This is a genomic window from Methanoculleus sp. UBA208 (assembly GCF_002498065.1).
In the GTDB taxonomy this organism is placed as follows: domain Archaea; phylum Halobacteriota; class Methanomicrobia; order Methanomicrobiales; family Methanoculleaceae; genus Methanoculleus.
Genome location: NZ_DAFZ01000097.1, coordinates 1 through 24143 on the forward strand (window position 1 = coordinate 1; position 24143 = coordinate 24143).

Below are 24143 nucleotides of genomic sequence, written 5' to 3' on the forward strand. Positions count from 1 at the left end.
GTGGGGGTTACAGATGTCCTTTCGTGAGGTAGAGACGGGGGGGCACGCCCCCCCGAAGAACTTCGTTCTTCTCGAGCTCCGGGCGTTCCGCCCATCGCACTCCCCGTCAGCCCCACCTCGCACCTAACGGTGCTCACGCTCACCGCGTTCGCGCCTCGCACCTGACGGTGCTCGAACTCCGCTCCTCGAAGCCCGATGGCTTCTCAAACTCCCGTCCGAAACCCTTCGGGTTTCTCAAGCTCCGGCCCTGCGGGCCATCGCATCCTGCGGACGGTCGTTCTCCGGAGCGTCGTTCCCCCAGGGGCGATATTCCCACGGTCCAGTGCATCGGGTCTTCCCTCGCTTCCGATGTTCATCATTCGCGCTTCTGACCAACACGCCCCAAAACGATTCCTACGATCCCCATTATTCCCAGCGTGTACCCCACCCGCCTCTCCACTCCGCACCCGATCACCCCCATAAGAACAAACCTAAAGCGAAAATTAATACTAAAGTATAACAATGCCTCCAATTTTCGACAATACTATATACCGACAGCGTGAAGACTACACATCCATATACGGATGGAGAGACCAATGAGATCGTTAACCGCAATTCTTCTGGCCGTGGCTCTGGTCGCGGCGTTCACGTTTGTAAGCGGGTGTACGGGCACCGGCACCGGCGATGTAACGCACCTGCGCATCGGCTACCAGCCGAGCACCCACCAGATCGCCCACGTCACCGCGATGGAGAAGGGATGGTGGCAGGAAGACCTCGCGCCGCTCGGCATCACCCGGGTGACCGACTACGAGTTCGGCACCGGCGCTCCCGAGATGCAGGCGATGCTCGCCGGGGACCTGGATATCGCCTACGTCGGCGCCGCCCCGTTCGTCGCGGCCGTGAGCAGCGGGCTTGACGCCAAGATCGTTGCAGCGGTGCAGACCCAGGGCTCCGACCTGGTGCTCAGGACCGAGGTTCCGTACTCGACCCCCGCCGACCTCGTGGGCAAGAAGATCGCCACCTTCCCGCCGGGAACAATCCAGGACACCATCCTGCGGACCTGGCTCGAGGAGAACGGTGTCGATCCCGCAAGCGTCGAGATCGTCCCCATGGACCCCGGTGCCGCAACCACCGCCATCTCCGCAGGCCAGGTCGACGGCGTCTTCCTCCCCCACCCGTCTCCGGCCGTCATCGCGGCGGAGGGTACGGGAAGAACCGTGGTGAAGTCGGGAGAGATGCTCAAAGACCACGCATGCTGTGTCCTCGTCGCGAGCGGCTCGCTGATCCGCGAGCACCCCGAGATCGTCGAGCAGGTCGTGAAGACCCACATCAGGGCGACGGAGTACAACCTCGGACATAAGGACGAGGCCGCGTCCATCTACGCGAGCAAGACCGGACAGAACGTCGAGACCGTGAAGGCATCGTTCAGGGACTGGGACGGCACCTGGATCGCCGACCCGCACGTCATCACGACGTCGGTGGTCGAGTACACCGAGCTCCAGTACGACCTCGGCTACATCGACAAATCCCTCACAGAGGACGACCTCTTCGACCTCGCGTTCTACGAGAAGGTCCGGGCATAACCCGGAACCCACCCGTTTTTTCTCCAAAAGTATCTTTTATGGGCGTGCCGATGAAATACTGAAGAATCTTTTAGCGTGAACCGGCCCTCATCTCCTTTCGCAATAACCAGGCAACGGAATAAAGACATGAACCGACAGACACAGAAACGACTACTCGGCATCGCAGCACTCATCGTCGCGGCGGTAATCTGGCAGATCGTCGCCGAATACGTGGTGGGGCGATCCTTCATCCTCCCGAGCGTCACCGACGTCGCCGGCGCATTCGTAAACCTCCTCGGGTCCGGCACCCTTTTGGCCGACATCACGGTAAGTCTCGAACATTTCGGGATCGGACTTCTCGCGGCATTCTTCCTCGGCGTCCCCATCGGGATCCTCATGGGGTGGTTCCGGGTGGCGGACTTCCTGCTCGACCCGATCATCGAGATCCTCCGTCCCATCCCGCCGCTCGCCTGGATCCCGTTCGCCATCATCTGGTTCGGGCTCACCACTCAGGCGGCGGGCTTCGTCATCTTTGCAGGAGCGTTCTTCCCGATCCTGACCGCGACCTACTCCGGGTTCCGGGACGTCCCGAAGGTCTTTGTCGAGGCGGGCAAGGTGCTCGGGTGCGACACCTCGTTTGAGCTGATCCGCTACGTCGCCCTTCCCGCCGCCGTCCCCGCGATAGCCTCCGGCATCCGGATCGCCATGGGCGTCGGGTGGATGTGTCTCGTGGCCGCCGAGATGTTCGGCGTCTCCCGGTACGGGCTCGGCTACCAGCTCTGGCATAACTACTACCTCCACCAGATGCCCAACGTCGTCGTCTACATGCTGATCCTCGGCCTTGCAGGCCTCACCATCGACCGCATCTTCAGAAACTACGTCGACGGACAGCTCCTGCGGTGGCGGGCCGGGGAGGTGGCCTAGAATGAGCGGGGTAACGATACGGGACCTCGGCAAGGCCTTCCCGAAGGAGGACGGCACCGCCACGCAGGCACTTGCCGGTGTTAGCCTCGAGATCAGCGACGAGGAGTTCGTCTGCCTGGTCGGGCCGTCGGGGTGCGGGAAGACGACGCTTCTCCGGATCATCGCCGGGCTCGAGACCGCGACCACCGGTGGCGTGACCGTCGACGGCCGCGCGGTCACCGGTCCGGATCCGAAACGAGGGATGGTCTTTCAGGAGTACTCCCTCTTCCCCTGGCGGAGGGTGATCGACAACGTCGCTTTCGGCCTCGAGATGAAAGGCGTCGCAAAGGAGGAGCGCCGGCGGACGGCGGATCACTACCTTGAGCTGGTCGGCCTCTCGCAGTTCCGGGACGCCTACCCCTTTGAACTCTCCGGCGGGATGCGGCAGCGGGTGGCGATCGCGAGAGCGCTCGCAAACGACCCCGACGTCCTCCTCATGGACGAACCGTTCGGGGCGCTGGACGCCCAGACCCGGAACCGGATGCAGAAAGAGCTCCTCTCCCTCTGGGAACAGACGAAGAAGACGATCGTCTTCGTCACCCACAGCGTCGACGAAGCGGTCTACCTCTCCGACCGGATCGTCGTCCTCTCTCCGCGGCCGGGGTCGATCCGGGAGATCATCGAGATCCCCTGGCCGCGGCCGCGGGACCGCACCAGCGCCGAGTTCGCGGAAGTCCGGCGAAGGGTGCTCCGGATGATCGACGAGACCGAAAACGCCCATTGACACTCTCCCCGGGCTAAAGCCGGGAGATTCTTGCTTCGTTGACCGGGACTTGCACTGCCGGAATTGGCAGTGTAGCGGCCCCCATCTCCACAAGCGTAGATTCGGGTGTGCCCCACCCTACGGATGCTCGTTTGAGAATGTTCTGAGCTGCGTTCAGATCTCTCGGCACGGTATACCCGCAGACCGGACAGGAATGTGTTCGCTGCCAGAGATCCTTCTTTTCCCGGTGCCCGCAGATGAAACAGTCCTGCGTCGTGTAGGCCGGATCAATGAGGTGTACATACTTACCAGCATTCGCAGCTTTGTAGCGTATGAACTCTCTTGCCTTGTACCACGCGGCATCGAGAATAGATTTAGGCCTGCCACGGAGCTTCGCGTCCAGCGACTCGACCATCGGTTTGATGTTCAGGTGTTCCAGAGCAATGTAGTCGTAGCGATCAACATAATACCGGCTCCACTTGTGCAGGAAATCGTTTCTCCGGTTCTCGACTCGCTCATGGATCCGGGCAACCCGGACCCGTTGTTTCCGGCGGTTCCGGCTCCCGTCCACTGCCCGAGATAACTTTTTCTGGGCCCGGCGGAGCCGTTGTGCGGCCTTCCTGACGTTGTGCGGGTGCTCGAAGACCCTGCCATCGGTATCGGTGGAGAAGTTCTCCAGGTTCAGGTCGATCCCGACCGCCCGGGTTCCAGTCGTCGGCTCCGGGTTGCCCGGGGTCTCGGAGATGATCGCTACGAACCACTTGTGAGCGGGGGTGTGCTTGATCACGATCTGTTTGATTCGGCCCGGCACCGGACGGCTGAGCTCGATCCGCATCTCCCCGATCTTGCTCAGCCAGAGGCGGTTGCCCGTGAGTTTGAACCCGGTCTGCTCGTAGATCATCGAGTGGACCCACTTCTTCCGGAGCTTGCCGACCTTTCTCCCCTTCGCTTTCAGCGCCCTCAGGGCTTTCAGGTTGTGGACGATCTGCTGGACGACATTCTGCAGAACCTTGCTTTGGACTTCCTTCAGCTCGGGATACTCTTCTTTCAGCTTCGGGAGACAGGAGTCCCGGTACACCCTGTTCTCAAGACACCAGTTCCGGACAAAGGAGCACCTCGCAAAGCCGGTGAACAGCCTCCCGGCAACCTTCTGCGAGGGGTAGACCCGGTATCTGGTGACGTGTCTCATGCAGGCTCTAGGGATCCATGTGCGCTCAGCAGGCTATAGAGTATCCCGTGCGGGGTGAAAGTGTATTCTGGCCAAGGGGTGCAATGCATCCCCACGGCTCAAGCCAGGGGCTTTCTTACACCCCTTGAACCCTGGATCGGGTAAGGTTTATTAGAAGAGATCTCCATTTTATAAAGCACTCATAGATCGGCAGGAGTTTTTAACAATGGTACGAAAACCAGCGAAGATGTACAGGAATCTCGCAAAGAAAGCATATACACGCAGAGAATACATGGGCGGCGTGCCGGGCAGCAAGATCGTGCAGTTCGATATGGGCAACCTCACCGAGGACTACCCGGTCGAGCTCTCCATCGTCGTCGACGAGACCTGCCAGATACGCCACACGGCCCTTGAAGCCGCCCGTATCGGCATCAACCGGCGGCTCGTCAAGGAGGTGGGGAGGGCAAACTTCCACCTGAAGCTCAGGACCTACCCGCACCACGTCCTGCGCGAGAACAAGCAGGCCACCGGCGCAGGAGCGGACCGTGTCTCGGAGGGTATGCGCCTCGCCTTCGGGAAGGCCGTAGGCACCGCGGCACGGGTTGAGAAGGGCCAGAAGATCTTCTCCGTCTGGACAAGCCCGCAGCACGCCGAGAAGGCAAAGGCTTCCCTCAAGCGCGGCACGTACAAACTTCCGACTCCCGCCAGAATCATCGAAGAGCGGGCCCCGGCAGCATAAATCCGCATCCCCTCCCACCTTTTTTGCGAGGAGCGCCCCTCCAGGCGGCAGATCCGGTACCTGCGGGAATATAGGTTTTTATAGTCGCTTCCCACCAGTATAAATGATGGCTAACCCGGCAGACACAGCGCTTTCGGACGCACTGGCAGACGCCACAGAGAGGGCTCTCAGAGAGGCCGAGATCCGGCTCCCTCCCGACGTGCTTGCGGTGCTCCGGAAGGCGGCGGCGGCCGAGAGGGATGCGATCGCACGCCGGGAACTCGAGAACATCCTCGAAAATATCGCGCTCGCGGAAGAGCGACACGTGCCGATCTGCCAGGATACCGGCGTGCCGGTGATCTACCTCACCCTGCCCCCCGATATCGGGCTCTCGCCCGGCCTCTTTGAAGGGGTGCGGGAAGGGGTGCGCCGGGCGACGGCCACAATACCGCTCCGCCCGAACGTCGTCGACCCCCTCACCCGGGAGAACACCAACGACAACACCGGTGCCGGGATGCCTGCGGCACACGTGACGCCCGGGGACCGGCTCACCGTAACCGTACTCCCGAAAGGCGCAGGCTCCGAGAACGTCTCAAGGCTCGGGATGCTCCTCCCCTCGCAGGCGGCACAGATACCGAAATTCGTCACCGAGACGATGCTCCTTGCCGGGGGAAAACCCTGCCCGCCCGTGATCCTCGGCGTCGGGATCGGCGGGACGTTCGATGTGGCGGCAGCGCTTGCAAAGGAAGCCCTGCTTCTCCCGGTGGACGCCATGGACGGCTACGAGCAGGAACTCTGCGACGCGGTAAATGCCCTCGGCATCGGGCCGATGGGGCTTGGTGGCGACACGACGGCGCTCGCGGTGAAGGTGAAGCGGGCCGACTGCCACACCGCATCCCTCCCGGTGGCGGTGAACGTGCAGTGCTGGGCCTGCCGCCGGGCGACCGTGGAGGTGAATCTGTGAACCTCACGACACCGCTCGGCGACGAGGTGCTCGAGCTCCGGGCGGGCGACCGGGTCACCCTCTCCGGGACGATCTACACCGCCCGGGACGAGGCCCACCTCCGCATGATGGAGGAGGGCATACCCTTCGATCCGGAGGGGGCCGTGGTCTACCACTGCGGTCCGGTGGTCCAGGACGGCCGGCTCGTCGTCGCCGGCCCCACCACGTCCGCCCGGATGAACGCGCTCACGGGATTCCTCATCGACGCGGGCGTCCGCGCCCTCGTCGGGAAAGGCGGCATGGGGCCGGAGGTGGTCGAGCAACTCCGGGGGCGCGCCGTCTACCTCGCGCTCACGGGCGGGTGCGCCGCGAGCGCCGCTGCCAGAATGACCCTTAAAGGTGTCTATTTCGAAGACCTCGGCATGGCCGAGGCGATCTGGGTCATCGAGGCGGATCGCCTGCCGCTGACGGTGGGGATCGACGCCCACGGCGGGGATCTCTTCGAGGCCATACAGCAGAAAGCGAAAACACAATTTCACCAGCGATTCAATATCAAGCAGGATACCGTCTCATGAAACTCGTCATCGATGAAAGCCGCTGCAAAGGATGCAACCTCTGCGTGCTGGTCTGCCCCTATGGGATATTTCAGGAAGGGACGGAACTCAACAGCCGGGGGATCGTCACTCCGGTCCTCGACCGCCCCGAACGGTGCACGAACTGCAGGCTGCAGGCCCTCTACGGGCGGATGCTCTGCGGGGTCTGCCACATGATCTGCCCCGACCAGGCGATTGCCTGGGTCGAGGAGAGGCCGTTTGAGCCTCATAAGGTGGAGGTGGAGTTTTGAGCAGGGTTGAGTTCATGCAGGGGAATACCGCCTGTGCAGAGGGCGCGCTTGCCGCCGGATGCCGGTTCTTCGGCGGTTACCCGATCACGCCGTCGACCGAGATAGCCGAGACCATGGCCCGGAGACTCCCGAAGGCCGGCGGGGTCTTCATCTCCATGGAAGACGAACTCGCGAGCATCGCCGCGGTTATCGGCGCCGCCTGGACGGGGGCGAGAGCCATGACCGCGACGAGCGGTCCCGGGTTCTCGCTGATGATGGAGAACATCGGCTACGCTGCCATGACAGAGACGCCGTGCGTCATCGTCAACATCCAGCGGGGCGGCCCGAGCACCGGCCAGCCGACGCGGGCCGCGCAGGGGGACATGCTCCAGTGCCGGTTCGGGTCGCACGGCGACTACAGCACCATCGCGATCACCCCGAACTCCGTTCAGGAGATGTTCGACCTGACCGCAAAAGCGTTCGACCTCGCCGACCGGTTCAGGGTCCCCACCTTCCTGATGGCCGACGAGATCGTCGGTCACATGCGGGAGCGGGTGACCATCCCCGACGCGGTCAAGGTCACCCGCTCAAGCCCTCTCGCTGAAGACACCCTCCCGTTCGAAGCGGGAGAAGACGGAATCCCCGGGTTCGCACCCTTCGGCTCGGGGAGATCCGTCCACGTGACCGGCCTCACCCACGACGAACGGGGCTACCCGGACACGACCGATCCCGAGGCGCACGACCGGCTGGTACGCCGGCTGGTCGCCAAGGTCGAGTCGGCGCGCCGCGAGATCGCCGACTACGAGGTCGTAAACCCCGACGCCGAGACGGTCTTCGTCACCTACGGCCCGCCGTCGCGGACGGTGGAGCAGGTGATGCGCGACCGTCCCGACGACTCGATCGGTCATCTGCGCCTCCGGGTCGTCTGGCCGTTTCCGGAGTTCGCCCTGCAAGTTTTCCCAAACGCTGAGGTCTTCCTGATGCCGGAACTGAACATGGGCCAGATGGTGCGGGAGGTCCAGCGCCACGTCGACCAGCCGGTCGTCTCCATCCCGAAGATAGGAGGAGAACTCCACACACCCGCCGAACTCGTGCGGGCGCTGGAGGTGTACCGATGATCGCGCCCGACTGGCTCCGGGACGATCGCCTCCCCCACATCTACTGCACCGGGTGCGGCAACGGGACGGTCATCAACTGCACCCTCGGGGCGGTGGAGGAGATGGGCTGGAAGCGTGAAGAGACGGTCTTCGTCTCCGGGATCGGGTGCTCCTCCCGCGCTCCCGGCTACATCCTCACCGACTCGCTCCACACCACCCACGGGCGGGCGCTCGCGTTCGCTACGGGCGTGAAGATGGCGCGGCCGGACTTAAATGTCGTCGTCTTCACGGGAGACGGGGACCTTGCCGCCATCGGCGGGAACCACTTCATCCACGCCTGCCGCCGGAACGTGGACATGACCGTGGTCTGCATGAACAACCATATCTACGGCATGACCGGCGGGCAGGGGAGCCCGACGACGCCGCAGGGGGCCATCTCGACGACGACGCCCTACGGGATGAGCGAACCGGCCTTCGACCTCGCGGAACTCGCTGTCGCCGCCGGCGCGAACTATGTCGCCCGCTGGACGTCCTACCACGTCAAAGAACTCACGAAAGCCGTCGCCGCAGGACTGCAGACACCGGGGCTTGCCTTCATCGAGGTGAGGACACAGTGCCCGACCAACTACGGCCGCCACAACAAACTCCGGCGCGTTTCGGAGATGATCGAGCACCTCCGGAGCCACGCGATGCTCGTGGAAAAGCGTGATCGGCTGATCCAGGAGGGAAAACCGGTCCCTGACGACATCTTCACCGTCGGGGAACTGGTCCGGCGGAACCGACCGGCGATGGGGGTGAAGCCATGAGGCACGAGGTCAGGTTCTCGGGATACGGCGGGCAGGGGATCATCCTCTCCGCGGTCATCCTCGGGCGGGCGGCGGCGCTCTACGACGGCAAATATGCCGTCCAGACGCAGGTCTACGGCCCGGAGGCCCGGGGCGGCGCCTCGATGGGGCAGGTGGTGATCGACGACGAACCGATCCTCTACCCCGAGGTGGCTGAACCCGACATCTTCGTCATCATGTCCCAGCAGGGGTTCGAGAAGTACGGGGTCCTGGCGCGGGAAGACGCGGTCATGCTCATCGATGCCGACCTCGTCCGGTCGCGCCCGGCCTGCCGTTGCTGCGAGATCCCGGCGACATCGGAGGCGAAGAGCACTCTCGGCCGGGAGATCGTGGCAAACATCGTGATGATGGGCGCCCTCGTGGCCGCAACAGGGGTCGTGAGCAGGGAGGCGATCGAGCGTGCGGTGCTCGACAGCGTCCCGAAAGGCACCGAGGAACTGAACCTGAAGGCGTTAAAGAGGGGATTCGAACTCGGAGAGCGAGCGTGTAACCTATGAAACTACTGGAATACGAGGCAAAACGGATATTTTCGGGGTACGGCATTCCGGTCCCGAAGGGGGTTCTCATACGGGAACCGGAAGAGGTCGCGGCACACCTGCCCGGGCTCGGCGACGGTGTGGTGCTCAAGGCGCAGGTGGACGTCGGCGGACGCGGAAAGGCCGGCGGCGTCCTCTTCGCCGACGATGCATCGGCGGTCCTGACCGCCCGGGAACTCTTCTCCCGGGAGATCAAGGGCGTCCCGGTCGGGGAGATCCTTGTCGAGGAACAGCTCCCGATCGAACACGAGTACTACGTCAGCATCGCGGTCGACCGGTCGAGCAGGCAGCCGGTGGTCCTCTTTGCCGACGCCGGCGGGGTGGAGATCGAGAAGATGGCAAAAGAGGACGAGTCCGCCGTGAGGAGGGTCGTCGTATCCCCCCTCCTCCGGGACATCCCGCCGTTTCTGATGCGTGAACTCCTCGGTGGAGCGCCGAAGGAACTCGCCCCCGTCATCAACAGCCTCTACCACATATTCCAGGAGAAGGATGCCATGCTCGCGGAGGTAAACCCGCTCGTGACGACGCCGCAGGGGGTTTACGCGGCGGACGCGAAGCTGATCGTCGACGACAACGCCCTCGCACGCCAGGGAATAGCGGTCAACCGCGACCTCTCGGAGCGCGAGCGCGAGGCCGAGAAGCATGGCTTCTCCTACGTGGAACTCGACGGCAGCATCGGGGTCATCGGCAACGGCGCCGGGCTCACGATGTCGACGCTCGACCTTATCGAATACCACAATGGACGGGCGGCGAACTTCCTCGACGTCGGGGGCGGCGCCGAGCAGGAACGCGTGATGCACGCCGTCCGGCTCGTCGCGAGCATGCCCGATGTCGCGGTGATCGTGGTCAACCTCCTCGGCGGCATCACCCGGTGCGACGAGGTGGCGAAGGGGATCATCGCCGCCGGCGTTGCACCGCCGGTCATCGTCCGGATGGCCGGGACGAACGAGGAGGAAGGACGGCGGCTGCTCGCCGAATGCGGCTACCGGATGCTCGAGAGCATGGATGCGGCCGTGAAAGCGGCGATGGAGGTCGTATCATGATCTACGGGGATAAGAATCTCGGCGTGATTGTGCAGAACATCACCGGCAGGCAGGGCACGTTCCACACGGAACTGATGAACGCCTACGCCCGCGAGGTAGGCGGGCGGGGCGTCGTCGCGGGGGTTGCGCCCGGGAAGGCCGGCCGGGAAGTCCACGGCGTGCCGGTCTACAACACCGTGAAGGAGGCGCTCGCCGAGCACGACGCGACCGCCAGCGTCGTCTTCGTCCCGGCAGGCGCCGCGGGCGACGCAGTCATGGAGGCGGCGCACGCGGGGATCGAACTTGCGGTCGTCATCACCGAGCACATCCCCGTCCACGACGCTATGTTGGCCATCGCCTACGCAAAACTTCACGACTGCACGGTCATCGGCCCGAACTGCCCGGGGCTCCTCTCGCCGGGGGAGTGCAAACTCGGGATTATGCCGGCCCATCTCGCCACCCGGGGAGAAGTCGGCGTCGTTTCCCGCAGCGGCACCCTCACCTACGAGGTGGTCGACGAACTCACCCGCGCCGGCATCGGCCAGAGCACGGTGGTCGGGATCGGCGGCGATCCGGTGATCGGCCAGACGTTCGTCGACGTCCTCGCGCGGTTCGAGGAAGATCCCCATACGAAGGCCGTCGTCGTCATCGGCGAGGTGGGGGGTAACCTCGAAGAGGAGGGAGTCCGGTCGACCGATCTTCCGGTCGTCACCTACATCGCCGGCGTGAGCGCCCCGCCCGAAAAGCGGATGGGCCACGCGGGTGCGATCATCGAGGGCGGCGAGGGCGACGCACGGTCCAAGGTCCGGCGGCTTCGCGCCCGGAACATCCCCGTCGCCTCCCGGCCTTCGGAGATACCGGGACTGATCCGGGAGGTGCTATGAACGGCGACCTGATGCTTGCAACCGCTTGTGAAGTGGCTGCAAAGATCGGCGCACTGGCGGTCGTCTCGTTCGTCGATCCGGTCCCGCTCCCCCCCGGCACGCCCGATATCCCGATCATCCGGGTGCAGGAACTCCAGCTCGATGTTTTAAAGGACCTGACCATGCACGACATCCTGGAGGTGAGCGAGCGGCACATGCTCGACGCCGCAGTCCACCTCTACCTCCGGCGCAACCTGGAGAGCGGCCTCGTCGTCGGCGTCTTCCCCTACGCCGTCATCATCTACGACATCGAGGAGGGGAAGAACTTCATCAACCTCAGGGACTTCTCCGACATCGTTCCCCGCGAGGTGCTCCATGCGGCCCTCACGCTGGCCCTCGAGATTGCGGTCGAAGGAAGGGAAGGACGGTCTATCGGCACCGCGTTCATCATCGGAGACCCGGAAGAGATCTTCCGGCACTCCCACCAGGCGATCATCAACCCCTACCAGGGGCAGCCCGCCGCGCTGCGGGACATCAAGAACCGGGATAACTGGGAGAGCGTCAAAGAGTTCGCCCAGCTGGACGGCGTCTTCGTCATCGACAAGAACGGCGAGGTACGGTCGGCGGGGCGCTACCTGGACGTCACCGGGCGGGGCATCTCTCTCCCGGGGGGTCTCGGGGGGAGGCACCGCGCAACCGCGTCCATTACGCACGAGATCCCGGTCATCGGCATCACGGTCTCCGAGAGCGGGGGCATGGTGCGCATTTTCAGGGACGGAAACTGCAAAATCAGCATCCGTTCCGACATCCGTCTCCGGAGTGACGGTTAGAAATGGTTATATGAATTGCAATCATTTCTCTTATCACACTTTAGAACTACGGTGGATTTGATGACCAGGAACATCAGCGTAGAAGGGCTTGACCAGATCCCGATCGAGAAGCAGCGGATCGAACTGGTGGAGCGCAAGTGCCTCGGGCACCCGGACAGCCTCGCAGACGGTATCGCGGAGTCGATCAGCCGGGCACTCAGCAGGTCGTACCTGGAAGAGTGCGGCAGCGTCCTGCACCACAACACCGACCAGGGCGAGGTCGTTGCGGGAGAGTCGCTCCCGAAGTTCGGCGGCGGCACGATCACGAGGCCGATCTACTTCCTCATATCGGGGCGGGCCACGAAGACCTTCAACGGCATAAACATCCCTGCGGACGCGATCGCCGTCGAGGCTGCACGGGACTACATTAAGAGCATCCTCCCCACCATCAACATGGACCGCGAGATCATCGTCGACTGCCGGATGGGGAAGGGGTCGACCGACCTGCAGGACGTCTTCCGGTCCTGCGAGGGGAAAGTCCCGCGGGCGAACGACACCTCGTTCGGTGTCGGACACGCACCGTTCAGTGAGGCGGAGAGCATTGTCCGGGGCGTCGCCGCGTTCATCGACGGCACGCTCCGCCCGAAGTATCCCGTCATCGGCCAGGACTGCAAGATCATGTGCCTGCGCGACGGCGATGCCATCACCCTCACCATCGCCATGGCGTTCGTGGACCGCTACTGCTCGAGCATCGCCGAATACATCGAGCAGAAGAACTTCCTGACCGAACAGATCACGGCGGTCGCAAAACAGTTCACCACAAGAGCGATCAACGTTGCCATCAACACCGCCGACGACCTCGAGTGCAGCAGCGTCTTCCTGACGGTCTCGGGAACCTCGGCCGAGATGGGCGATGACGGGTCTGTCGGCCGCGGCAACCGCGCGAACGGGCTGATCACCCCGAACCGCCCGATGAGCATGGAAGCAACGAGCGGCAAGAACCCGATCAACCACATCGGCAAGATCTACAACCTCCTCGCGACCCAGATCGCACAGGACTGCGTCGCGAGGGTCGACGGCATCGAGGAGATGTACGTCCGCATGCTCTCCCAGATCGGCTACCCGATCGACCAGCCGCACGTGGCAAGCGCCCAGATTCTCACGAAACCGGATGTCAATATCAACTCTATCAAGCCCGATATCGAGGCGATCATCGACGGGTGGCTGGAGAAGACCCCCACCATCACCGAAAAGGTCATCAGGGGAGAACTCTCCACCTTCTGACCTTCCCGGAGTTGTTGCAACCCATGAGTAAACCGTTATCCCGGCAGCCCGGGCCCGGACCCGGGCTCGTTCGTCTCGCCATCCCGAACAAAGGGAGAATTGCCCAGCCCATCAACGAGTTGATCGAAAAGAGCGGCCTCCACCTGGCCGACGGGGGAGAGCGAAGGCTCATCACCCGGACCCGCGATCCGAACGTGGAGATCCTCTTCGCCCGCCCGATCGACATCCCGGAGTACGTGGCGAGCGGCGTTGCCGACCTCGGCATTACCGGGAGGGATATGGTCATGGAGCGGGGTTCAATGGTCGAGCAGGTACTCGACCTGCAGACCGGCAGGGCCACGCTCGTCGTCGCCGTGCCGGAGGAGTCCGACACCGAGACCGTCGCCGATCTCGCGGGGGCAACGGTGGCGACCGAGTTCCCCGCAATCACCCGCTCGTTCTTTGCCGGGCACGGGGTCGCCGTGACGGTGGTGACCGTCGGAGGGGCATGCGAGGCAACCCCGCACCTCGGGATCGCCGACGCCATCGTTGACCTATCCTCCTCGGGCACGACGCTGCGGACGAACCACCTCCGCGTCATCGACGAGGTCCTCACCTCCACGACGGTCCTGGTGGCGAACCCCGCCTCTCTCGCGGCCAAGCGCGAGAAGATCGACGAGCTTGTCCTCGCCCTCGAGAGCGTCATCCGGGCGAAGGGACAGTGCTACCTGATGATGAACGTCCACCGGAGCGCCCTTGCGGACGTGAGAGAGGTGCTGCCCGGCCTCTCCGGCCCGACGGTGATGGACGTGGCATCCGACGAGAACCTGGTCGCCGTTCACGCTGTCGTGAAAGAGGAGCGGGTCTACCAGTTGATCAACCAGTTAAAGCGGGCCGGCGCAAAAGACATATTAGTCATGCCCATCGAACGGATCATACGCTGAGAGCATGGAGATCTATCCTGCAGTAGATATCCTGGACGGGCGGTGCGTGCAGCTCGTGCAGGGACGGCCGGAGGCGGCGACGGTCTACGGCGACCCGGCCGCCTGGGCGCGCCGATGGCTCGATGAGGGAGCGGACGGCCTCCATGTCGTCAACCTCGACGGGGCGTTCGGCCGGGCGCGCAAAAACGCCGACCTGATCCGGGCCTTCAGCCGCGAGACGGATGCTTTCGTCGAACTCGGCGGCGGTATTCGGAGCACAGAAGACGCCGCCGGATGGCTTGACGCCGGGGTCGACCGGGTGATCCTCTCGACCCTGGCCGTCCGGTCGCCGGATGTCATCCGGACGCTTGCCGACGAATTCGGCGGCGAGCGGGTCATGGCCGGAATCGACGCCCGGGCCGGCGAGGTGATGATCGAGGGGTGGGAGCGCCCGGCAGGCAGTTACCTCTCCTGGGCGGAGCGGTTCGAAGACCTCGGCGCAGGATCGCTCCTCTACACGAACGTGGACGTGGAGGGGCTCCAGCAGGGGATCGCCATCGACCCAGTGGCGGATCTTCTCGCAAGAGCGAGGGTCCCGGTCGTCGTCTCGGGCGGAATATCGAGCGCCGAAGACGTCGCGGCGCTTCGGGAGGCGGGAGCGGCCGGGGCGGTGCTCGGATCGGCCCTCTACGCCGGGAAAGTGCGGCTTTCGGAGGCCATGGAGGCGGCGCATGCGGAAGAATGAGGTTCACCGGACCACGAAGGAGACCGATATCACCCTCTCCCTCGACCTCGACGGCACCGGAGCCGGGACCATAGAGACCGGGATACCGTTCTTCGACCACATGCTGACGTCGTTTGCCCGCCACGGCCGCATAGACCTCACCGTCCGGGCGGCCGGCGACCTCGCGGTGGACGCCCACCACACCATCGAGGACATCGGGATCGTCCTCGGGATAGCCCTTGCCGAAGCGGTCGGCGACGGGAGGGGGATCACCCGGTTCGCCGACGCAGCCGTCCCGATGGACGAGGCGCTCGCCCGGGTGGCGCTTGATCTGGGCGGCCGGGGGTACCTCGCCTTCGAGGCCGCCTTCTCGCCGGCGGGCCCGGGCGGCATTCCCGGCGACCTCATCGAGCACTTCTTCTACAGTCTCTGCACCAACGCCGGGATCACCGCCCACATCACGGTCACGGGCAGGAACGACCACCACATCTGCGAGGCGGCGTTCAAGGCGTTTGCACGGGCGCTCCGGGCAGCCGTGGCAATCGACCCCTCAGTAGGCGACGTGCCGAGCACCAAAGGCACGCTGTGAACCCGGAATAAGGATAAGGGCAACTTTTTTTTGACCGGCGCAGGGCCGGATTTCTCCAGGGGAGGAGGGTCGTCACCCTGAGGACGACGTATCGGCCATTAAATCCCGCGTTACTCGCCATACATGGAAATCCACGACACAGCAGCACAATCTGGCTGAAATCGCAGATATGAGTGTCTGACGGCCATTGCCGGCGTAGACACGGAGTGTGCAGCACGGGATGCGTGTATGATGCCCGGGATTCTCCAGGCAGGCGGTGTGGTGCAAGAGGGCTACGCGGCTGGAGAGGGGGTCTAGAGCGCTTGTATGTTTTGACTGGCTGCCAAGACAGACTCCGTGTTCAGTAGATGCGTTTCGTGAGTAATGGGAGCGAAGTCCTTCCCATGTTCAGTGGAATTTTCGTGCTTATAACTCTGCAGTTTCATCAGTTGCAGTCCCATCCACGGATTTCGGTGGATATCGCGTCTGGGGGAGGGGTTGCAGGGGAGGGGGGAAACCCCCCTCGAAGAACTTCGTTCTTCTCATGCTCCCTTCGGTCGCACTCCCCATTGTCCCCACAGCGAAACCCCCCGGGTTTCTCGAACTCCTGCCATTCCGGCAGTCGTTCCCCCCATGGCGATAAGCGACGTTCCGGAGAACGACTGTTCGTAGGACAGGAGTTCGAGAAGACCGGAGGTCTTCGAGGAACGGAGCGTGAGCACCGGAGAACGACGTTCCTCTAGGAGCGAGTTCGAGCACCGTTAGGTGCGAGGTGCGCAGTCCCAACGGTCCACTGTACCGGGCTTTTGCCTCATTTCAATCGCCCTATTTGTTACAACTCGTACCTGACGATGCTCATGCTCTGCTTTCGCTCGCACTTCTCGTTATCCCGGCAGCCACTTACCCACAACATTCAGCACACGGATCCCCGGAGCAGCAGTCACGATACCGTCCACAAGGAGATCGATAAAGCGTCTATCCTGCCGGAGATGGATCAGAAAGGGGGCTCGGAGGGCCCCCGATAAAGAGAAGAGAAAACAGTCGACTTACGCGGACTTAACCGCGACGTCGACGTCTTCTGCCTTGATCGTCTTGCGTCCCGCGTGCTGGGCAAGCCTGTTGGCTTTCTTGGTCAGCTCGGCGATGTACGCCTCAGCCTTGGTAACCAGTGCGGCAGCAGCGTCGCTGCCGACTCTCTCAGCACCATTCTTCTTTGCGATACGAACAACCGCAGCAATAGGTAGATCTGCCATAATCTAATTCCACCTCTAAAAAGAGGTGTATGAGTTAATATTTAAACGTTTCGGGATTATCTCGGAAATTTGCGTTTCTCTTTGCCATTGAGGATACATCCGGACAGTGCATCACGATACATGGCAGAGAATCAGGCCTATTGGAAAACGTCAGATATTGGGCCATCTGGCCCATGGGCGCATAATTCACGGTTTTTTCGACTCCACCAGTGATTTCGCGAGCATTATTGCATTGGTATAATCTGCTGAGGCGCGCGACGTATCCACGAAAATTTTGTCGATATTTACCACCGGAGCACCATGCCCGGCCCCGGCTCCGAGGAGCGTGAGCGTACGGAAGATAAGGTTCCCGGAGACCCCGTCGGGGGCGATGACCATCCCATACCGTCTCGCTGCCTCCTCGATCAGGATCTCGGTGTGCTCCGCACCGGTCAGGCGGGCGACGAGTTCGGCATCCGCCATCGTCCGGTCGACGACCGGGTGCCGCCCGAGATCCCCGAGCCGTCCCCCCGAGAGGACCGCCGCCCCTTCCGGCAACCCGAAACTGCGGGCGATATCCCTGCCGACTCTGACGAACCGCACCTTCTCCTCGACCGTCCAGCCCTCGTCGACTCCGACCGGGGCAAGGAGAAAGAGGTGCCTGTCGGCGGTTTCGATAAGGGCGATCCGCTCCAGGTGGTCGACACCCGCAGCCAGCTTGAGGGCATTTAAGGTGGAGGACGCAGGCAGGGTGCCCCTGACGGCAGCGTCTATCCTGCCGGCATAGAGAGCCTCGATGAGAGCGACCTCCGGCTTCTCGGCCTCGACGACCGTAACCGCATCACCGAATGTTCCGGCAGTCCCGGGGTGGGAAAAAAGGATCAGGTCAACCTCCCGGCCGACCGCCCGGGCGGTCGCCAGGATCCTCGCATCAGGAGACGCCGCACCAAGCCCGACCGTTACCTGCATGCCCCTCCTTCAGCGAAGATCCGCATGATACCGTTCTGGTCCAGGCCGAAAACCTGCGTCTCCCGGCCCAGGTACCTGATGGCCAGCCTTCTGCTTCCGTTAACCTCCCCGATAGGAGCCGCGGTGAGACCGGCATCGCCGAACCGGCGGCAGACCTCCTCCACGTTCTCCTCTTTTGCGGTCAGGATGAATCCCATGCCGGGATACATGCGCACCCACTGCTCGAAGGGGAGGTCGATCGCGGAGAGGTCCGGCCGGGGGATCGCCTCGAGGTCGATCACCGCGCCCTTCCCGCTCACCTCAAGGAGCATGCCGAGGGTCCCGATGACGCCCGGGTTGCTGATGTCCTTGCCCGCCGTCACCAGGTGCTCCTTTCCGAGGTACTCCATAACCCGGATCTGGGCCCGCACCTCCTCTGCCGACTTCATCGTGACCGAGTCCCAGTTGAAGCAGCACGACGGGTGTACCCGGCCGTCGAGGTCTATCGCCGCGATCACCCGGTCGCCCTCCTGTGCCGTATCCGAGAAGATGAGCTGGTCCATACTGGCCGTCCCGAGAATCGCCACATCAACAACGCTGTAGGGCGTATCAGGGTGCAGGTGCCCGCCCACGATCGGGACGCCGAACTGCGCGGATGCGGTGACCATGCCCCGGGTCACCTCGTCGCGGATCCGGTCGTTCGTGACGGAGAGGATATCGACCATCGCGACGGGCCTTCCCCCCATGGCAGCGATGTCGTGAACGTTCACGAGCACGGCACAGTACCCTGCCCAGAACGGATCCGCCTCCATCAGCTTGCTCCAGATACCGTCCGCCGCAAGCAGCAGCGCGTCCTCTGCGTTATGCCGGATGACCGCGGCATCCTCACCGAACGAAGCGACAACATCGGGGTTCTCCATCCGGAGAGACCGGATCATATTCCCGATCACCTTCTTACGGGTGACGCCCTCGTATTCCCTGACGGCCTGTGCTACCGTATCGGTGGAGCAATCCTTCACCACAAGAACACCAACACTCCACGTTTCTTTATGGTATTCTGCCTCATCAGAGATAATGTATTTGATTCACCGGTATTATGCACTCTGCTCCGGGAACCGATCACGGCGGAGGTGAGCCGGCCTGCCCCGATCGGGAAGCGGGCATTAGCAGGCACCCGGCCGGGACGGACACGGCACTCTCCCGGCGTCTCCCGGGAACAGTCCCTGCATCCGCACCGGGGTGGTATTTTTGATGCACCGCGTCGAATAGATCGGTATGGACTGGGTGGAGAAGTACAGGCCGCAGCATCTCCAGGACGTTGTGGGGAACTCCGGCGCCGTCAGGCAGATGTACGAGTGGGCGCGGGACTGGTCGCGGCAGAAGAAGCCGCTGATCCTGTACGGGAAACCCGGTATCGGCAAAACCTCGAGCGCTTACGCCCTTGCAAACGACATGAACTGGGAGGTGGTGGAACTGAACGCCTCCGACCAGCGGACGAAAGCGGCCCTTGAGAAGGTTGCGGGTGCGGGTTCCACCACGGCCAGCCTCTCCGGTGCGAGCCGCAAGCTCATCCTGCTCGACGAGGCCGACAACCTGCACGGGCAGGCGGACCGGGGCGGGGCGAAGGCGATCGTCGAGATCATCGCGGCGTCGCGGCAGCCCATCATCCTGATCGCAAACGACTACTACTCCCTCTCAAGAGAACTCAAAGCGGTCACGGAGCCGGTACAGTTCCGGGCGCTCCAGGCCCGTTCGATCGTCCCCCGCCTCCGCCAGATCTGTGCCGCAGAGGGCGTAGCGTGCGATCCTGCCGCGCTCGACGCGATCGGGAGCCGTGCCGGCGGGGATGTGCGGGCCGCGGTGAACATGCTCTACGCCGCGGCTATCGGGAAGGAGCGCCTCGCGGCGGATGATGTCCACACCTCCGCAAAGGACGAGCGCTCGACCATCTTCGAGCTCGTCGGAGGGGTATTCAAGGGGCGGAGGGACGCCGATCTGCTCCGCATGGCGGTGGAGGTCGAGGACACCCCCGATACCGTCGAGCAGTGGCTCGAGGGGAACCTGAACCATATGCCCGATCCCGTCTCCCGCGCGAGGGGCTACGCCTGCTTATCGAAGGCGGACGAGTACATCGGCCGGACCTACCGGCGGCAGTATTACACCCTCTGGCGGTACGCGAGCGCGGTCATGCTCCTCGGCGTCGCCGACGCCGCCGGCGGGCACGGTGTCCACGGCCGTATCATGCCGCCGTCGCGATGGCAGAAGATGGGGGCGTCGAAGAAGCAGAAGGCGGTCAGAGCGGGTCTCGCCCGGAAACTCAGCGAGATGACGCATATCCCACAGGACGCACTGCGTGAGGACTTCTTCACTGCTATCAGCATCCTCGTCGAGCAGGACCCCACGGGCTACGTCCGCGAGTTCGAGCTCGATGCCGACGAACTGAACCTCTTCATCCACGACAAGGCCCAGGCCGCGAAGGTGGTCAAAGAGGTGGCAAAGGAGGAGAAGGCGAAGGCGAAGAAGGCCTCCGCCAAAGAGAAGGGGGCCGGCAGGGGCAGAAAGTCCAGAGACGACGACCCTCCCGCCGATGCCGGGGAGACGCGACGGGGTCCGCCCCCGGGCCAGGCGACGCTGTTCTAGCGTGCCGAAACACGCTAAAAGAGAGATTACCGTTCGGATTTCGCAATATACTGGTATACCCTACTTTTCATTCCGGGAAGCCGCAATCCTGGAGGCACACCCGGGCACGGCTTTCCCGTGGACTACGCACCTCCGGTGCTCGAGCTCCTGCCCTCCGGCCAGTCGCTTATCACCACGCACTGCCCCCACCCCTAGGGGCGGGGAACGACGCTCCGGAGGAGCAGAGTTTGAGCACCGTCAGGTGCGGGGGAGGAGGCCGAAGGCCGGGCGGGGTGTGACGGACGGGACGTCTGGAGCTTGAGAAGACCAAAGGTCTTCGAGTGGGGCTACAGGTAGCAACTCGTGAGGTGGAGACAGGGGGGGCATGCCCCCCTCCCCACCTGACGGTGGTCGAGCTCCGTTCCTTCGCACCTTCGGTGCTCACGCTCCGGTTCTAACGAACCGTCGCGCTTCGGAACGTCGCACTCCCCGTCAGCCCCTCCCCCAATGGCGATATCCCCACGATCCACTGCATGGGGAGATCCCGGAGAAGAACCATGCACGGCTTCCCACTGGCTATCACCACGCACTGCCCCCGCCCTTCGGGGCGGGGAACGACTGCCGGGAGCGTAGCGAACGGCAGGAGTTCAAGCACCGCAGGTGCGTCTGAGGAGCGCGGAGCGCGGGCGGGGTGGGGGCGAGCCTGATCTATCCTGCGAACCACCTCCAGTCAGGATGCCGTCTTCATTCGTGCAGCATGAACGCATCGTATGGCATCAAGGCAGTGCAAAGAGGCTACCATGGGTCCGGGACCGGTGATCCGCATTAGAATCCGCAGAATAAGGTGAAATTGTCCACTAAGGACGGCGGCGGTGGTAACAGTGGAGGAGAACCGTGCCGCAGTCCACGACCTCGCCGCCGTCCCCGTAGATCTCACACCCCAGGTGGTAGACCAGGAGATCGCTGTTGATCCGGCGGGCAAGCGCGATCAGCGGCGGGACCATCTCCACGCCGGGGCGTACGGCGTAGATCAGGTCCGCACCCTCATAAAGCCGGAGATCCGGTTCGAATATATCGTCGGTCGCGACGGCAAGCCCGTCGTGCCGGATGCCCGGCCGGATGTCGGTGCAGAGCACAAGAGCTCCGGCAGCCTTGAGCAGCCGTGCGGCCTCGGGATTGTTGCCGACGCCCACTTCCACGACCCGCCGGTAGCGGCCGGCAATATACTCCCCGATACTCCGTTCAATATGTTTATACCGACACATTACCCAGAGATTAGGTAATGGGCATCAATATCCTTTGGGACCAGCAGGCACCGGGAGGTATCGAACTCCCGGTCGTCCGGGTGATTGCGATGATCCTCGGGAAAGACCCCGGGCTCGTCGAATATCCGTTCCTCATCGACGGCTACGACCGGAACCGTAACCAGCACGATGCTCAAAAGATCCTGGACCGCCTGCAGGACACCCTCACGCGCAGGTACGATATCGACGGCCCCCTGCTGCTCGTCACCTCCCGGGACCTCTACGTCAACGGGTGCGACTTCGTCTTCGGTCTCGCGAGGCCGGCATGCGGCGTCGCCGTCGTCTCGACCGCCCGCCTCTCAAACGACTACTACGGCAGGACGCCGGACGACGCCGACCTCATCGACCGGACCGCGAAAGAAGGAGCGCACGAACTCGGGCACCTTCTCGGGCTCGACCACTGCGAAAACCCCGAATGCGTCATGTTCCGGCCGCGGACGCTGGACGAACTGGACAGGAAGAGAAAGATGCTCTGCCCGGCCTGCAGGGAGGCGCTCGCGGTGCGGGAAGAGGGGTGACTTACCACGGCGGCCGCCGTCCGGGGGGCGACAAATCCCGCCGGGAGTCCTGCCCGGCGCTCCAGAAGGAGAACCGCGCGGGCCGGCCAAAGAAAGTATTAAACAAAAGTTACGGGAAACTTAGGAGTGCATTACCATGGGATACTCGTCATCCTTGATTCAGCGAAAGTTCAAAGACATCGTCGGGAGGCGCTACGATTCGGTCCTCAAAGAGTACCGTGAGTTCCTGCTGACCGAAGAGGAGGTCCTCGTCCCTGAGGTCCGGTCCATCCTGATGCCGCTCGATTTCTTTGTCCATGACATCACCAATGAGGCCATCGACGTCCTCTCCGCCTACGACGCCACCATTTCGCTTGCCTACATCACCGATGCCGGGGTAGTCGATCTCCTCGAACGGGCGCTCAACCATTCGTCGACGGAGGAATTCCAGGCAAAGAAGGAAGAGTACGGCCGGAAACTCCTCAAACGAACCACAGCAAAACTCGAAGAACACGGCCTTTCGACCCAGACGCGGATGTTTGTCGGGCATAAGGGCGACGATGTCGTACAGATGGCAAAGAACCACGACATGGTCGCGCTATGCCGCCGCTATGCCGATGGGGAGTCGACCGACGCCTCGATCAGCCCGATCGTTCTGCGCATCTGCCAGCGGGTGGAGACCCCTGCGCTCATCTACTGACGGGTGCATCGATGGAAACGGTTGCACTGATCGCAGTAGCGGTCTTTCTCTTCACCTATGCCCTGATCGTAGACGAGCGGATCCACCGGGCGGTGGCCGCCATGTTCGGGGCGGCGATCGTGGTCTTCATCGGGATCGTCCCCTGGGAGGCGCTCCTCGAGCATGTCGATTTCGGGACGATCCTGCTCCTGATGGGGATGATGATCATCGTCAACACCGCCCGCGGCAGCGGCCTCTTCGAGTACATCGCCATCCGGACGGCAAAACTCGCAAAAGGGAGTCCTCTCAGGGTCCTCGTCCTCTTTGCGCTCGTGACCGCGGTGGTGAGCGCCTTCCTCGACAACGTCACCACGGTCCTTCTCCTCACCCCGATGCTCCTCTACATCGCGAAAGTGATGAAACTCAATCCCATTCCGTTCCTGGTCACGGAGATCTTCGCCTCCAACGTCGGCGGAGCGGCGACACTCATCGGGGACCCCCCGAACATCATGATCGGCTCCGCCACCGGTCTGTCGTTCAATGAGTTCGTGATCCACCTCGGCCCCATCATGGTCATCGACATGGCGATCCTTCTCCTGATGATGTACCTCATCTACGGCCGGTCCATGAAGGTGAACCCCGAAGAGCGGGAAGAGGTGGTCCGGACCCTCAATAGCCTCGACGAGCGGGCGGCGATCGTCGACCGGTCGCTCTTCAATAAGTCTTTGGCCGTTATCGGGTTCGTGATCCTGCTCTTCTTCGTCCACGACCGGATCGGAGAGATCCTGCACGTATTCCTGCCGTTTGTTGATCCGGCGATGGGGCTTGAGCCCGCGGAGGTGGCCCTCATCGGGGCGGCGATCCTCCTCTTCTGGAGCAGGCAGTCGCCGGAGGAGATCTTTGAGAAGATCGAGTGGCCGGCCCTCTTCTTTTTCGGCGGGCTCTTCGTCATCGTCGGCGCCCTCGTCGAGACCGGGATTATCGCGAACATCGCCGCGGTCATGGTCGAGAACGTCGGCTCGACCGGGGAGGCGATGTTCATCGTAACCTGGTTTGCCGCCATCGCTTCGGCGATCGTGGACAATATCCCCCTGACCGCGGCGATGATCCCGCTCATCCAGGACCTCGGGGCGACGATGGACGTCTACCCGCTCTGGTGGTCGCTCGCCCTCGGTGCATGCCTCGGCGGCAACGGCACCGCCATCGGGGCGTCGGCAAACGTCGTCGTTATCGGTATCGCCGAGCGTGAGGGAATCGGTATATCCTTTGTCGACTTTCTGAAGGTGGGGATGCTGGTGCTCTTCGTGACAGTTGCGGTAGGTCTCGGAATACTCTGGCTGAAATTTGCGATGTGA

Annotated in this window: 26 protein-coding genes; 21 read left to right on the forward strand and 5 right to left on the reverse strand. The window is 63.2% G+C overall.

Annotation, left to right across the window (positions count from 1 at the left end):
- Positions 1–575: 575 nt before the first annotated feature.
- The 3 genes from BRA62_RS10090 to BRA62_RS10100 all read left to right on the forward strand — a co-directional run bounded on the left by BRA62_RS10090 (position 576) and on the right by BRA62_RS10100 (position 3228).
- Positions 576–1562 (forward strand): ABC transporter substrate-binding protein, encoded by a 987-nt coding sequence (locus tag BRA62_RS10090; protein WP_292366442.1) that lies wholly within the window; start codon positions 576–578, stop codon positions 1560–1562.
- Between the two features lie 126 nt (positions 1563–1688).
- A complete protein-coding gene (locus tag BRA62_RS10095) occupies positions 1689–2465 on the forward strand; it encodes an ABC transporter permease (RefSeq protein WP_292366443.1) in 777 nt (258 codons plus the stop codon).
- A gap of 1 nt (position 2466) precedes the next feature.
- Complete coding sequence (locus BRA62_RS10100; protein ID WP_292366444.1) at positions 2467–3228, forward strand: ABC transporter ATP-binding protein; 762 nt, start codon at positions 2467–2469, stop codon at positions 3226–3228.
- A 13-nt stretch (positions 3229–3241) separates the two neighbouring features.
- Here BRA62_RS10100 and BRA62_RS10105 read toward each other — a convergent pair whose 3' ends face one another.
- The gene (locus BRA62_RS10105; RefSeq protein WP_292366445.1) at positions 3242–4396 is read right to left on the reverse strand and encodes an RNA-guided endonuclease InsQ/TnpB family protein; all 1155 of its coding nucleotides are present in this window, start codon (positions 4394–4396) and stop codon (positions 3242–3244) included.
- Positions 4397–4601: 205 nt separating this feature from the next.
- On the opposite strand from BRA62_RS10105, the gene BRA62_RS10110 reads away from it, so the two are divergent.
- From BRA62_RS10110 to hisB, 14 genes are all read left to right on the forward strand, one after another.
- Positions 4602–5114 carry a 50S ribosomal protein L16 gene (locus tag BRA62_RS10110; protein WP_292366446.1) on the forward strand — a complete coding sequence of 171 codons (513 nt, stop codon included), beginning with the start codon at positions 4602–4604 and terminating at the stop codon, positions 5112–5114.
- Positions 5115–5217: 103 nt separating this feature from the next.
- Positions 5218–6057, forward strand: coding sequence for a fumarate hydratase (locus tag BRA62_RS10115; protein WP_292366447.1), 840 nt, complete (start codon positions 5218–5220; stop codon positions 6055–6057).
- Positions 6054–6611, forward strand: coding sequence for a FumA C-terminus/TtdB family hydratase beta subunit (locus BRA62_RS10120; RefSeq protein WP_292366448.1), 558 nt, complete (start codon positions 6054–6056; stop codon positions 6609–6611). Before BRA62_RS10115 ends, BRA62_RS10120 begins: the two co-directional genes overlap by 4 nt.
- Entirely contained in the window at positions 6608–6880 is a 273-nt protein-coding gene (locus tag BRA62_RS10125; RefSeq protein WP_292366449.1) for a 4Fe-4S dicluster domain-containing protein, read from the forward strand. The genes BRA62_RS10120 and BRA62_RS10125 overlap by 4 nt, the downstream gene beginning before the upstream one ends.
- Positions 6877–7977, forward strand: coding sequence for a 2-oxoacid:acceptor oxidoreductase subunit alpha (locus tag BRA62_RS10130; protein ID WP_292366450.1), 1101 nt, complete (start codon positions 6877–6879; stop codon positions 7975–7977). Before BRA62_RS10125 ends, BRA62_RS10130 begins: the two co-directional genes overlap by 4 nt.
- The gene (locus BRA62_RS10135) at positions 7974–8762 is read left to right on the forward strand and encodes a thiamine pyrophosphate-dependent enzyme (RefSeq protein ID WP_292366451.1); all 789 of its coding nucleotides are present in this window, start codon (positions 7974–7976) and stop codon (positions 8760–8762) included. Before BRA62_RS10130 ends, BRA62_RS10135 begins: the two co-directional genes overlap by 4 nt.
- Entirely contained in the window at positions 8759–9298 is a 540-nt protein-coding gene (locus tag BRA62_RS10140; RefSeq protein ID WP_292366452.1) for a 2-oxoacid:ferredoxin oxidoreductase subunit gamma, read from the forward strand. Before BRA62_RS10135 ends, BRA62_RS10140 begins: the two co-directional genes overlap by 4 nt.
- Positions 9295–10380, forward strand: a complete 1086-nt coding sequence (locus BRA62_RS10145; protein WP_292366453.1) for a succinate--CoA ligase subunit beta — start codon at positions 9295–9297, stop codon at positions 10378–10380. Before BRA62_RS10140 ends, BRA62_RS10145 begins: the two co-directional genes overlap by 4 nt.
- Positions 10377–11243 carry a succinate--CoA ligase subunit alpha gene (sucD, locus tag BRA62_RS10150; protein ID WP_292366454.1) on the forward strand — a complete coding sequence of 289 codons (867 nt, stop codon included), beginning with the start codon at positions 10377–10379 and terminating at the stop codon, positions 11241–11243. The genes BRA62_RS10145 and sucD overlap by 4 nt, the downstream gene beginning before the upstream one ends.
- Positions 11240–12052: a DNA integrity scanning protein DisA nucleotide-binding domain protein gene (locus tag BRA62_RS10155; RefSeq protein WP_292366455.1), complete on the forward strand. Its 813-nt coding sequence runs from the start codon at positions 11240–11242 to the stop codon at positions 12050–12052. The genes sucD and BRA62_RS10155 overlap by 4 nt, the downstream gene beginning before the upstream one ends.
- Before the next feature lie 60 nt (positions 12053–12112).
- Positions 12113–13315: a methionine adenosyltransferase gene (locus BRA62_RS10160; RefSeq protein WP_292366456.1), complete on the forward strand. Its 1203-nt coding sequence runs from the start codon at positions 12113–12115 to the stop codon at positions 13313–13315.
- Positions 13316–13338: 23 nt separating this feature from the next.
- A complete protein-coding gene (gene hisG, locus BRA62_RS10165; RefSeq protein WP_292366457.1) occupies positions 13339–14238 on the forward strand; it encodes an ATP phosphoribosyltransferase in 900 nt (299 codons plus the stop codon).
- 4 nt (positions 14239–14242) lie between these two features.
- Positions 14243–14962: a 1-(5-phosphoribosyl)-5-[(5-phosphoribosylamino)methylideneamino]imidazole-4-carboxamide isomerase gene (gene hisA, locus BRA62_RS10170; RefSeq protein WP_292366458.1), complete on the forward strand. Its 720-nt coding sequence runs from the start codon at positions 14243–14245 to the stop codon at positions 14960–14962.
- The gene (gene hisB / locus BRA62_RS10175; RefSeq protein WP_292366459.1) at positions 14949–15530 is read left to right on the forward strand and encodes an imidazoleglycerol-phosphate dehydratase HisB; all 582 of its coding nucleotides are present in this window, start codon (positions 14949–14951) and stop codon (positions 15528–15530) included. The genes hisA and hisB overlap by 14 nt, the downstream gene beginning before the upstream one ends.
- 1025 nt (positions 15531–16555) lie before the next feature.
- On the opposite strand, the gene BRA62_RS10180 is transcribed toward hisB, so the two are convergent.
- The 3 genes from BRA62_RS10180 to BRA62_RS10190 all read right to left on the reverse strand — a co-directional run bounded on the left by BRA62_RS10180 (position 16556) and on the right by BRA62_RS10190 (position 18711).
- Positions 16556–16762: a histone family protein gene (locus BRA62_RS10180; protein WP_292366460.1), complete on the reverse strand. Its 207-nt coding sequence runs from the start codon at positions 16760–16762 to the stop codon at positions 16556–16558.
- A gap of 186 nt (positions 16763–16948) precedes the next feature.
- Positions 16949–17710 (reverse strand): methanogenesis marker protein Mmp4/MtxX, encoded by a 762-nt coding sequence (gene mtxX / locus BRA62_RS10185; RefSeq protein WP_292366461.1) that lies wholly within the window; start codon positions 17708–17710, stop codon positions 16949–16951.
- Positions 17701–18711 (reverse strand): methanogenesis marker 2 protein, encoded by a 1011-nt coding sequence (locus tag BRA62_RS10190; RefSeq protein WP_292366462.1) that lies wholly within the window; start codon positions 18709–18711, stop codon positions 17701–17703. The genes mtxX and BRA62_RS10190 overlap by 10 nt, the downstream gene beginning before the upstream one ends.
- 253 nt (positions 18712–18964) lie before the next feature.
- On the opposite strand from BRA62_RS10190, the gene BRA62_RS10195 reads away from it, so the two are divergent.
- The gene (locus tag BRA62_RS10195; RefSeq protein WP_292366463.1) at positions 18965–20329 is read left to right on the forward strand and encodes a replication factor C large subunit; all 1365 of its coding nucleotides are present in this window, start codon (positions 18965–18967) and stop codon (positions 20327–20329) included.
- An 836-nt stretch (positions 20330–21165) separates the two neighbouring features.
- Here BRA62_RS10195 and BRA62_RS10200 read toward each other — a convergent pair.
- Positions 21166–21573: a UPF0146 family protein gene (locus BRA62_RS10200; protein WP_292366464.1), complete on the reverse strand. Its 408-nt coding sequence runs from the start codon at positions 21571–21573 to the stop codon at positions 21166–21168.
- Between the two features lie 17 nt (positions 21574–21590).
- On the opposite strand from BRA62_RS10200, the gene BRA62_RS10205 reads away from it, so the two are divergent.
- The 3 genes from BRA62_RS10205 to BRA62_RS10215 all read left to right on the forward strand — a co-directional run bounded on the left by BRA62_RS10205 (position 21591) and on the right by BRA62_RS10215 (position 24143).
- A complete protein-coding gene (locus tag BRA62_RS10205; protein WP_292366465.1) occupies positions 21591–22130 on the forward strand; it encodes an archaemetzincin family Zn-dependent metalloprotease in 540 nt (179 codons plus the stop codon).
- A 136-nt stretch (positions 22131–22266) separates the two neighbouring features.
- Positions 22267–22809 carry a universal stress protein gene (locus tag BRA62_RS10210; RefSeq protein WP_292366466.1) on the forward strand — a complete coding sequence of 181 codons (543 nt, stop codon included), beginning with the start codon at positions 22267–22269 and terminating at the stop codon, positions 22807–22809.
- An 11-nt stretch (positions 22810–22820) separates the two neighbouring features.
- A complete protein-coding gene (locus tag BRA62_RS10215) occupies positions 22821–24143 on the forward strand; it encodes an ArsB/NhaD family transporter (RefSeq protein WP_292366467.1) in 1323 nt (440 codons plus the stop codon).

What these genes read in the sequence shown, in the direction of transcription:
- BRA62_RS10160 (WP_292366456.1), top strand. Translation starts at nt 12,113, where the DNA reads ATGACCAGGAACATCAGCGTAGAAGGGCTTGACCAGATCCCGATCGAG.
- BRA62_RS10210 (WP_292366466.1), top strand. Translation starts at nt 22,267, where the DNA reads ATGGGATACTCGTCATCCTTGATTCAGCGAAAGTTCAAAGACATCGTC.
- BRA62_RS10125 (WP_292366449.1), top strand. Translation starts at nt 6,608, where the DNA reads ATGAAACTCGTCATCGATGAAAGCCGCTGCAAAGGATGCAACCTCTGC.
- BRA62_RS10215 (WP_292366467.1), top strand. Translation starts at nt 22,821, where the DNA reads ATGGAAACGGTTGCACTGATCGCAGTAGCGGTCTTTCTCTTCACCTAT.
- BRA62_RS10140 (WP_292366452.1), top strand. Translation starts at nt 8,759, where the DNA reads ATGAGGCACGAGGTCAGGTTCTCGGGATACGGCGGGCAGGGGATCATC.
- BRA62_RS10095 (WP_292366443.1), top strand. Translation starts at nt 1,689, where the DNA reads ATGAACCGACAGACACAGAAACGACTACTCGGCATCGCAGCACTCATC.
- hisA (WP_292366458.1), top strand. Translation starts at nt 14,243, where the DNA reads ATGGAGATCTATCCTGCAGTAGATATCCTGGACGGGCGGTGCGTGCAG.
- hisB (WP_292366459.1), top strand. Translation starts at nt 14,949, where the DNA reads ATGCGGAAGAATGAGGTTCACCGGACCACGAAGGAGACCGATATCACC.
- BRA62_RS10180 (WP_292366460.1), bottom strand. Translation starts at nt 16,762, where the DNA reads ATGGCAGATCTACCTATTGCTGCGGTTGTTCGTATCGCAAAGAAGAAT.
- BRA62_RS10205 (WP_292366465.1), top strand. Translation starts at nt 21,591, where the DNA reads ATGGGCATCAATATCCTTTGGGACCAGCAGGCACCGGGAGGTATCGAA.
- BRA62_RS10115 (WP_292366447.1), top strand. Translation starts at nt 5,218, where the DNA reads ATGATGGCTAACCCGGCAGACACAGCGCTTTCGGACGCACTGGCAGAC.
- mtxX (WP_292366461.1), bottom strand. Translation starts at nt 17,710, where the DNA reads ATGCAGGTAACGGTCGGGCTTGGTGCGGCGTCTCCTGATGCGAGGATC.
- BRA62_RS10110 (WP_292366446.1), top strand. Translation starts at nt 4,602, where the DNA reads ATGGTACGAAAACCAGCGAAGATGTACAGGAATCTCGCAAAGAAAGCA.
- BRA62_RS10100 (WP_292366444.1), top strand. Translation starts at nt 2,467, where the DNA reads ATGAGCGGGGTAACGATACGGGACCTCGGCAAGGCCTTCCCGAAGGAG.
- hisG (WP_292366457.1), top strand. Translation starts at nt 13,339, where the DNA reads ATGAGTAAACCGTTATCCCGGCAGCCCGGGCCCGGACCCGGGCTCGTT.
- BRA62_RS10090 (WP_292366442.1), top strand. Translation starts at nt 576, where the DNA reads ATGAGATCGTTAACCGCAATTCTTCTGGCCGTGGCTCTGGTCGCGGCG.
- BRA62_RS10195 (WP_292366463.1), top strand. Translation starts at nt 18,965, where the DNA reads ATGGACTGGGTGGAGAAGTACAGGCCGCAGCATCTCCAGGACGTTGTG.
- BRA62_RS10155 (WP_292366455.1), top strand. Translation starts at nt 11,240, where the DNA reads ATGAACGGCGACCTGATGCTTGCAACCGCTTGTGAAGTGGCTGCAAAG.
- BRA62_RS10145 (WP_292366453.1), top strand. Translation starts at nt 9,295, where the DNA reads ATGAAACTACTGGAATACGAGGCAAAACGGATATTTTCGGGGTACGGC.
- BRA62_RS10105 (WP_292366445.1), bottom strand. Translation starts at nt 4,396, where the DNA reads ATGAGACACGTCACCAGATACCGGGTCTACCCCTCGCAGAAGGTTGCC.
- sucD (WP_292366454.1), top strand. Translation starts at nt 10,377, where the DNA reads ATGATCTACGGGGATAAGAATCTCGGCGTGATTGTGCAGAACATCACC.
- BRA62_RS10135 (WP_292366451.1), top strand. Translation starts at nt 7,974, where the DNA reads ATGATCGCGCCCGACTGGCTCCGGGACGATCGCCTCCCCCACATCTAC.
- BRA62_RS10200 (WP_292366464.1), bottom strand. Translation starts at nt 21,573, where the DNA reads ATGTGTCGGTATAAACATATTGAACGGAGTATCGGGGAGTATATTGCC.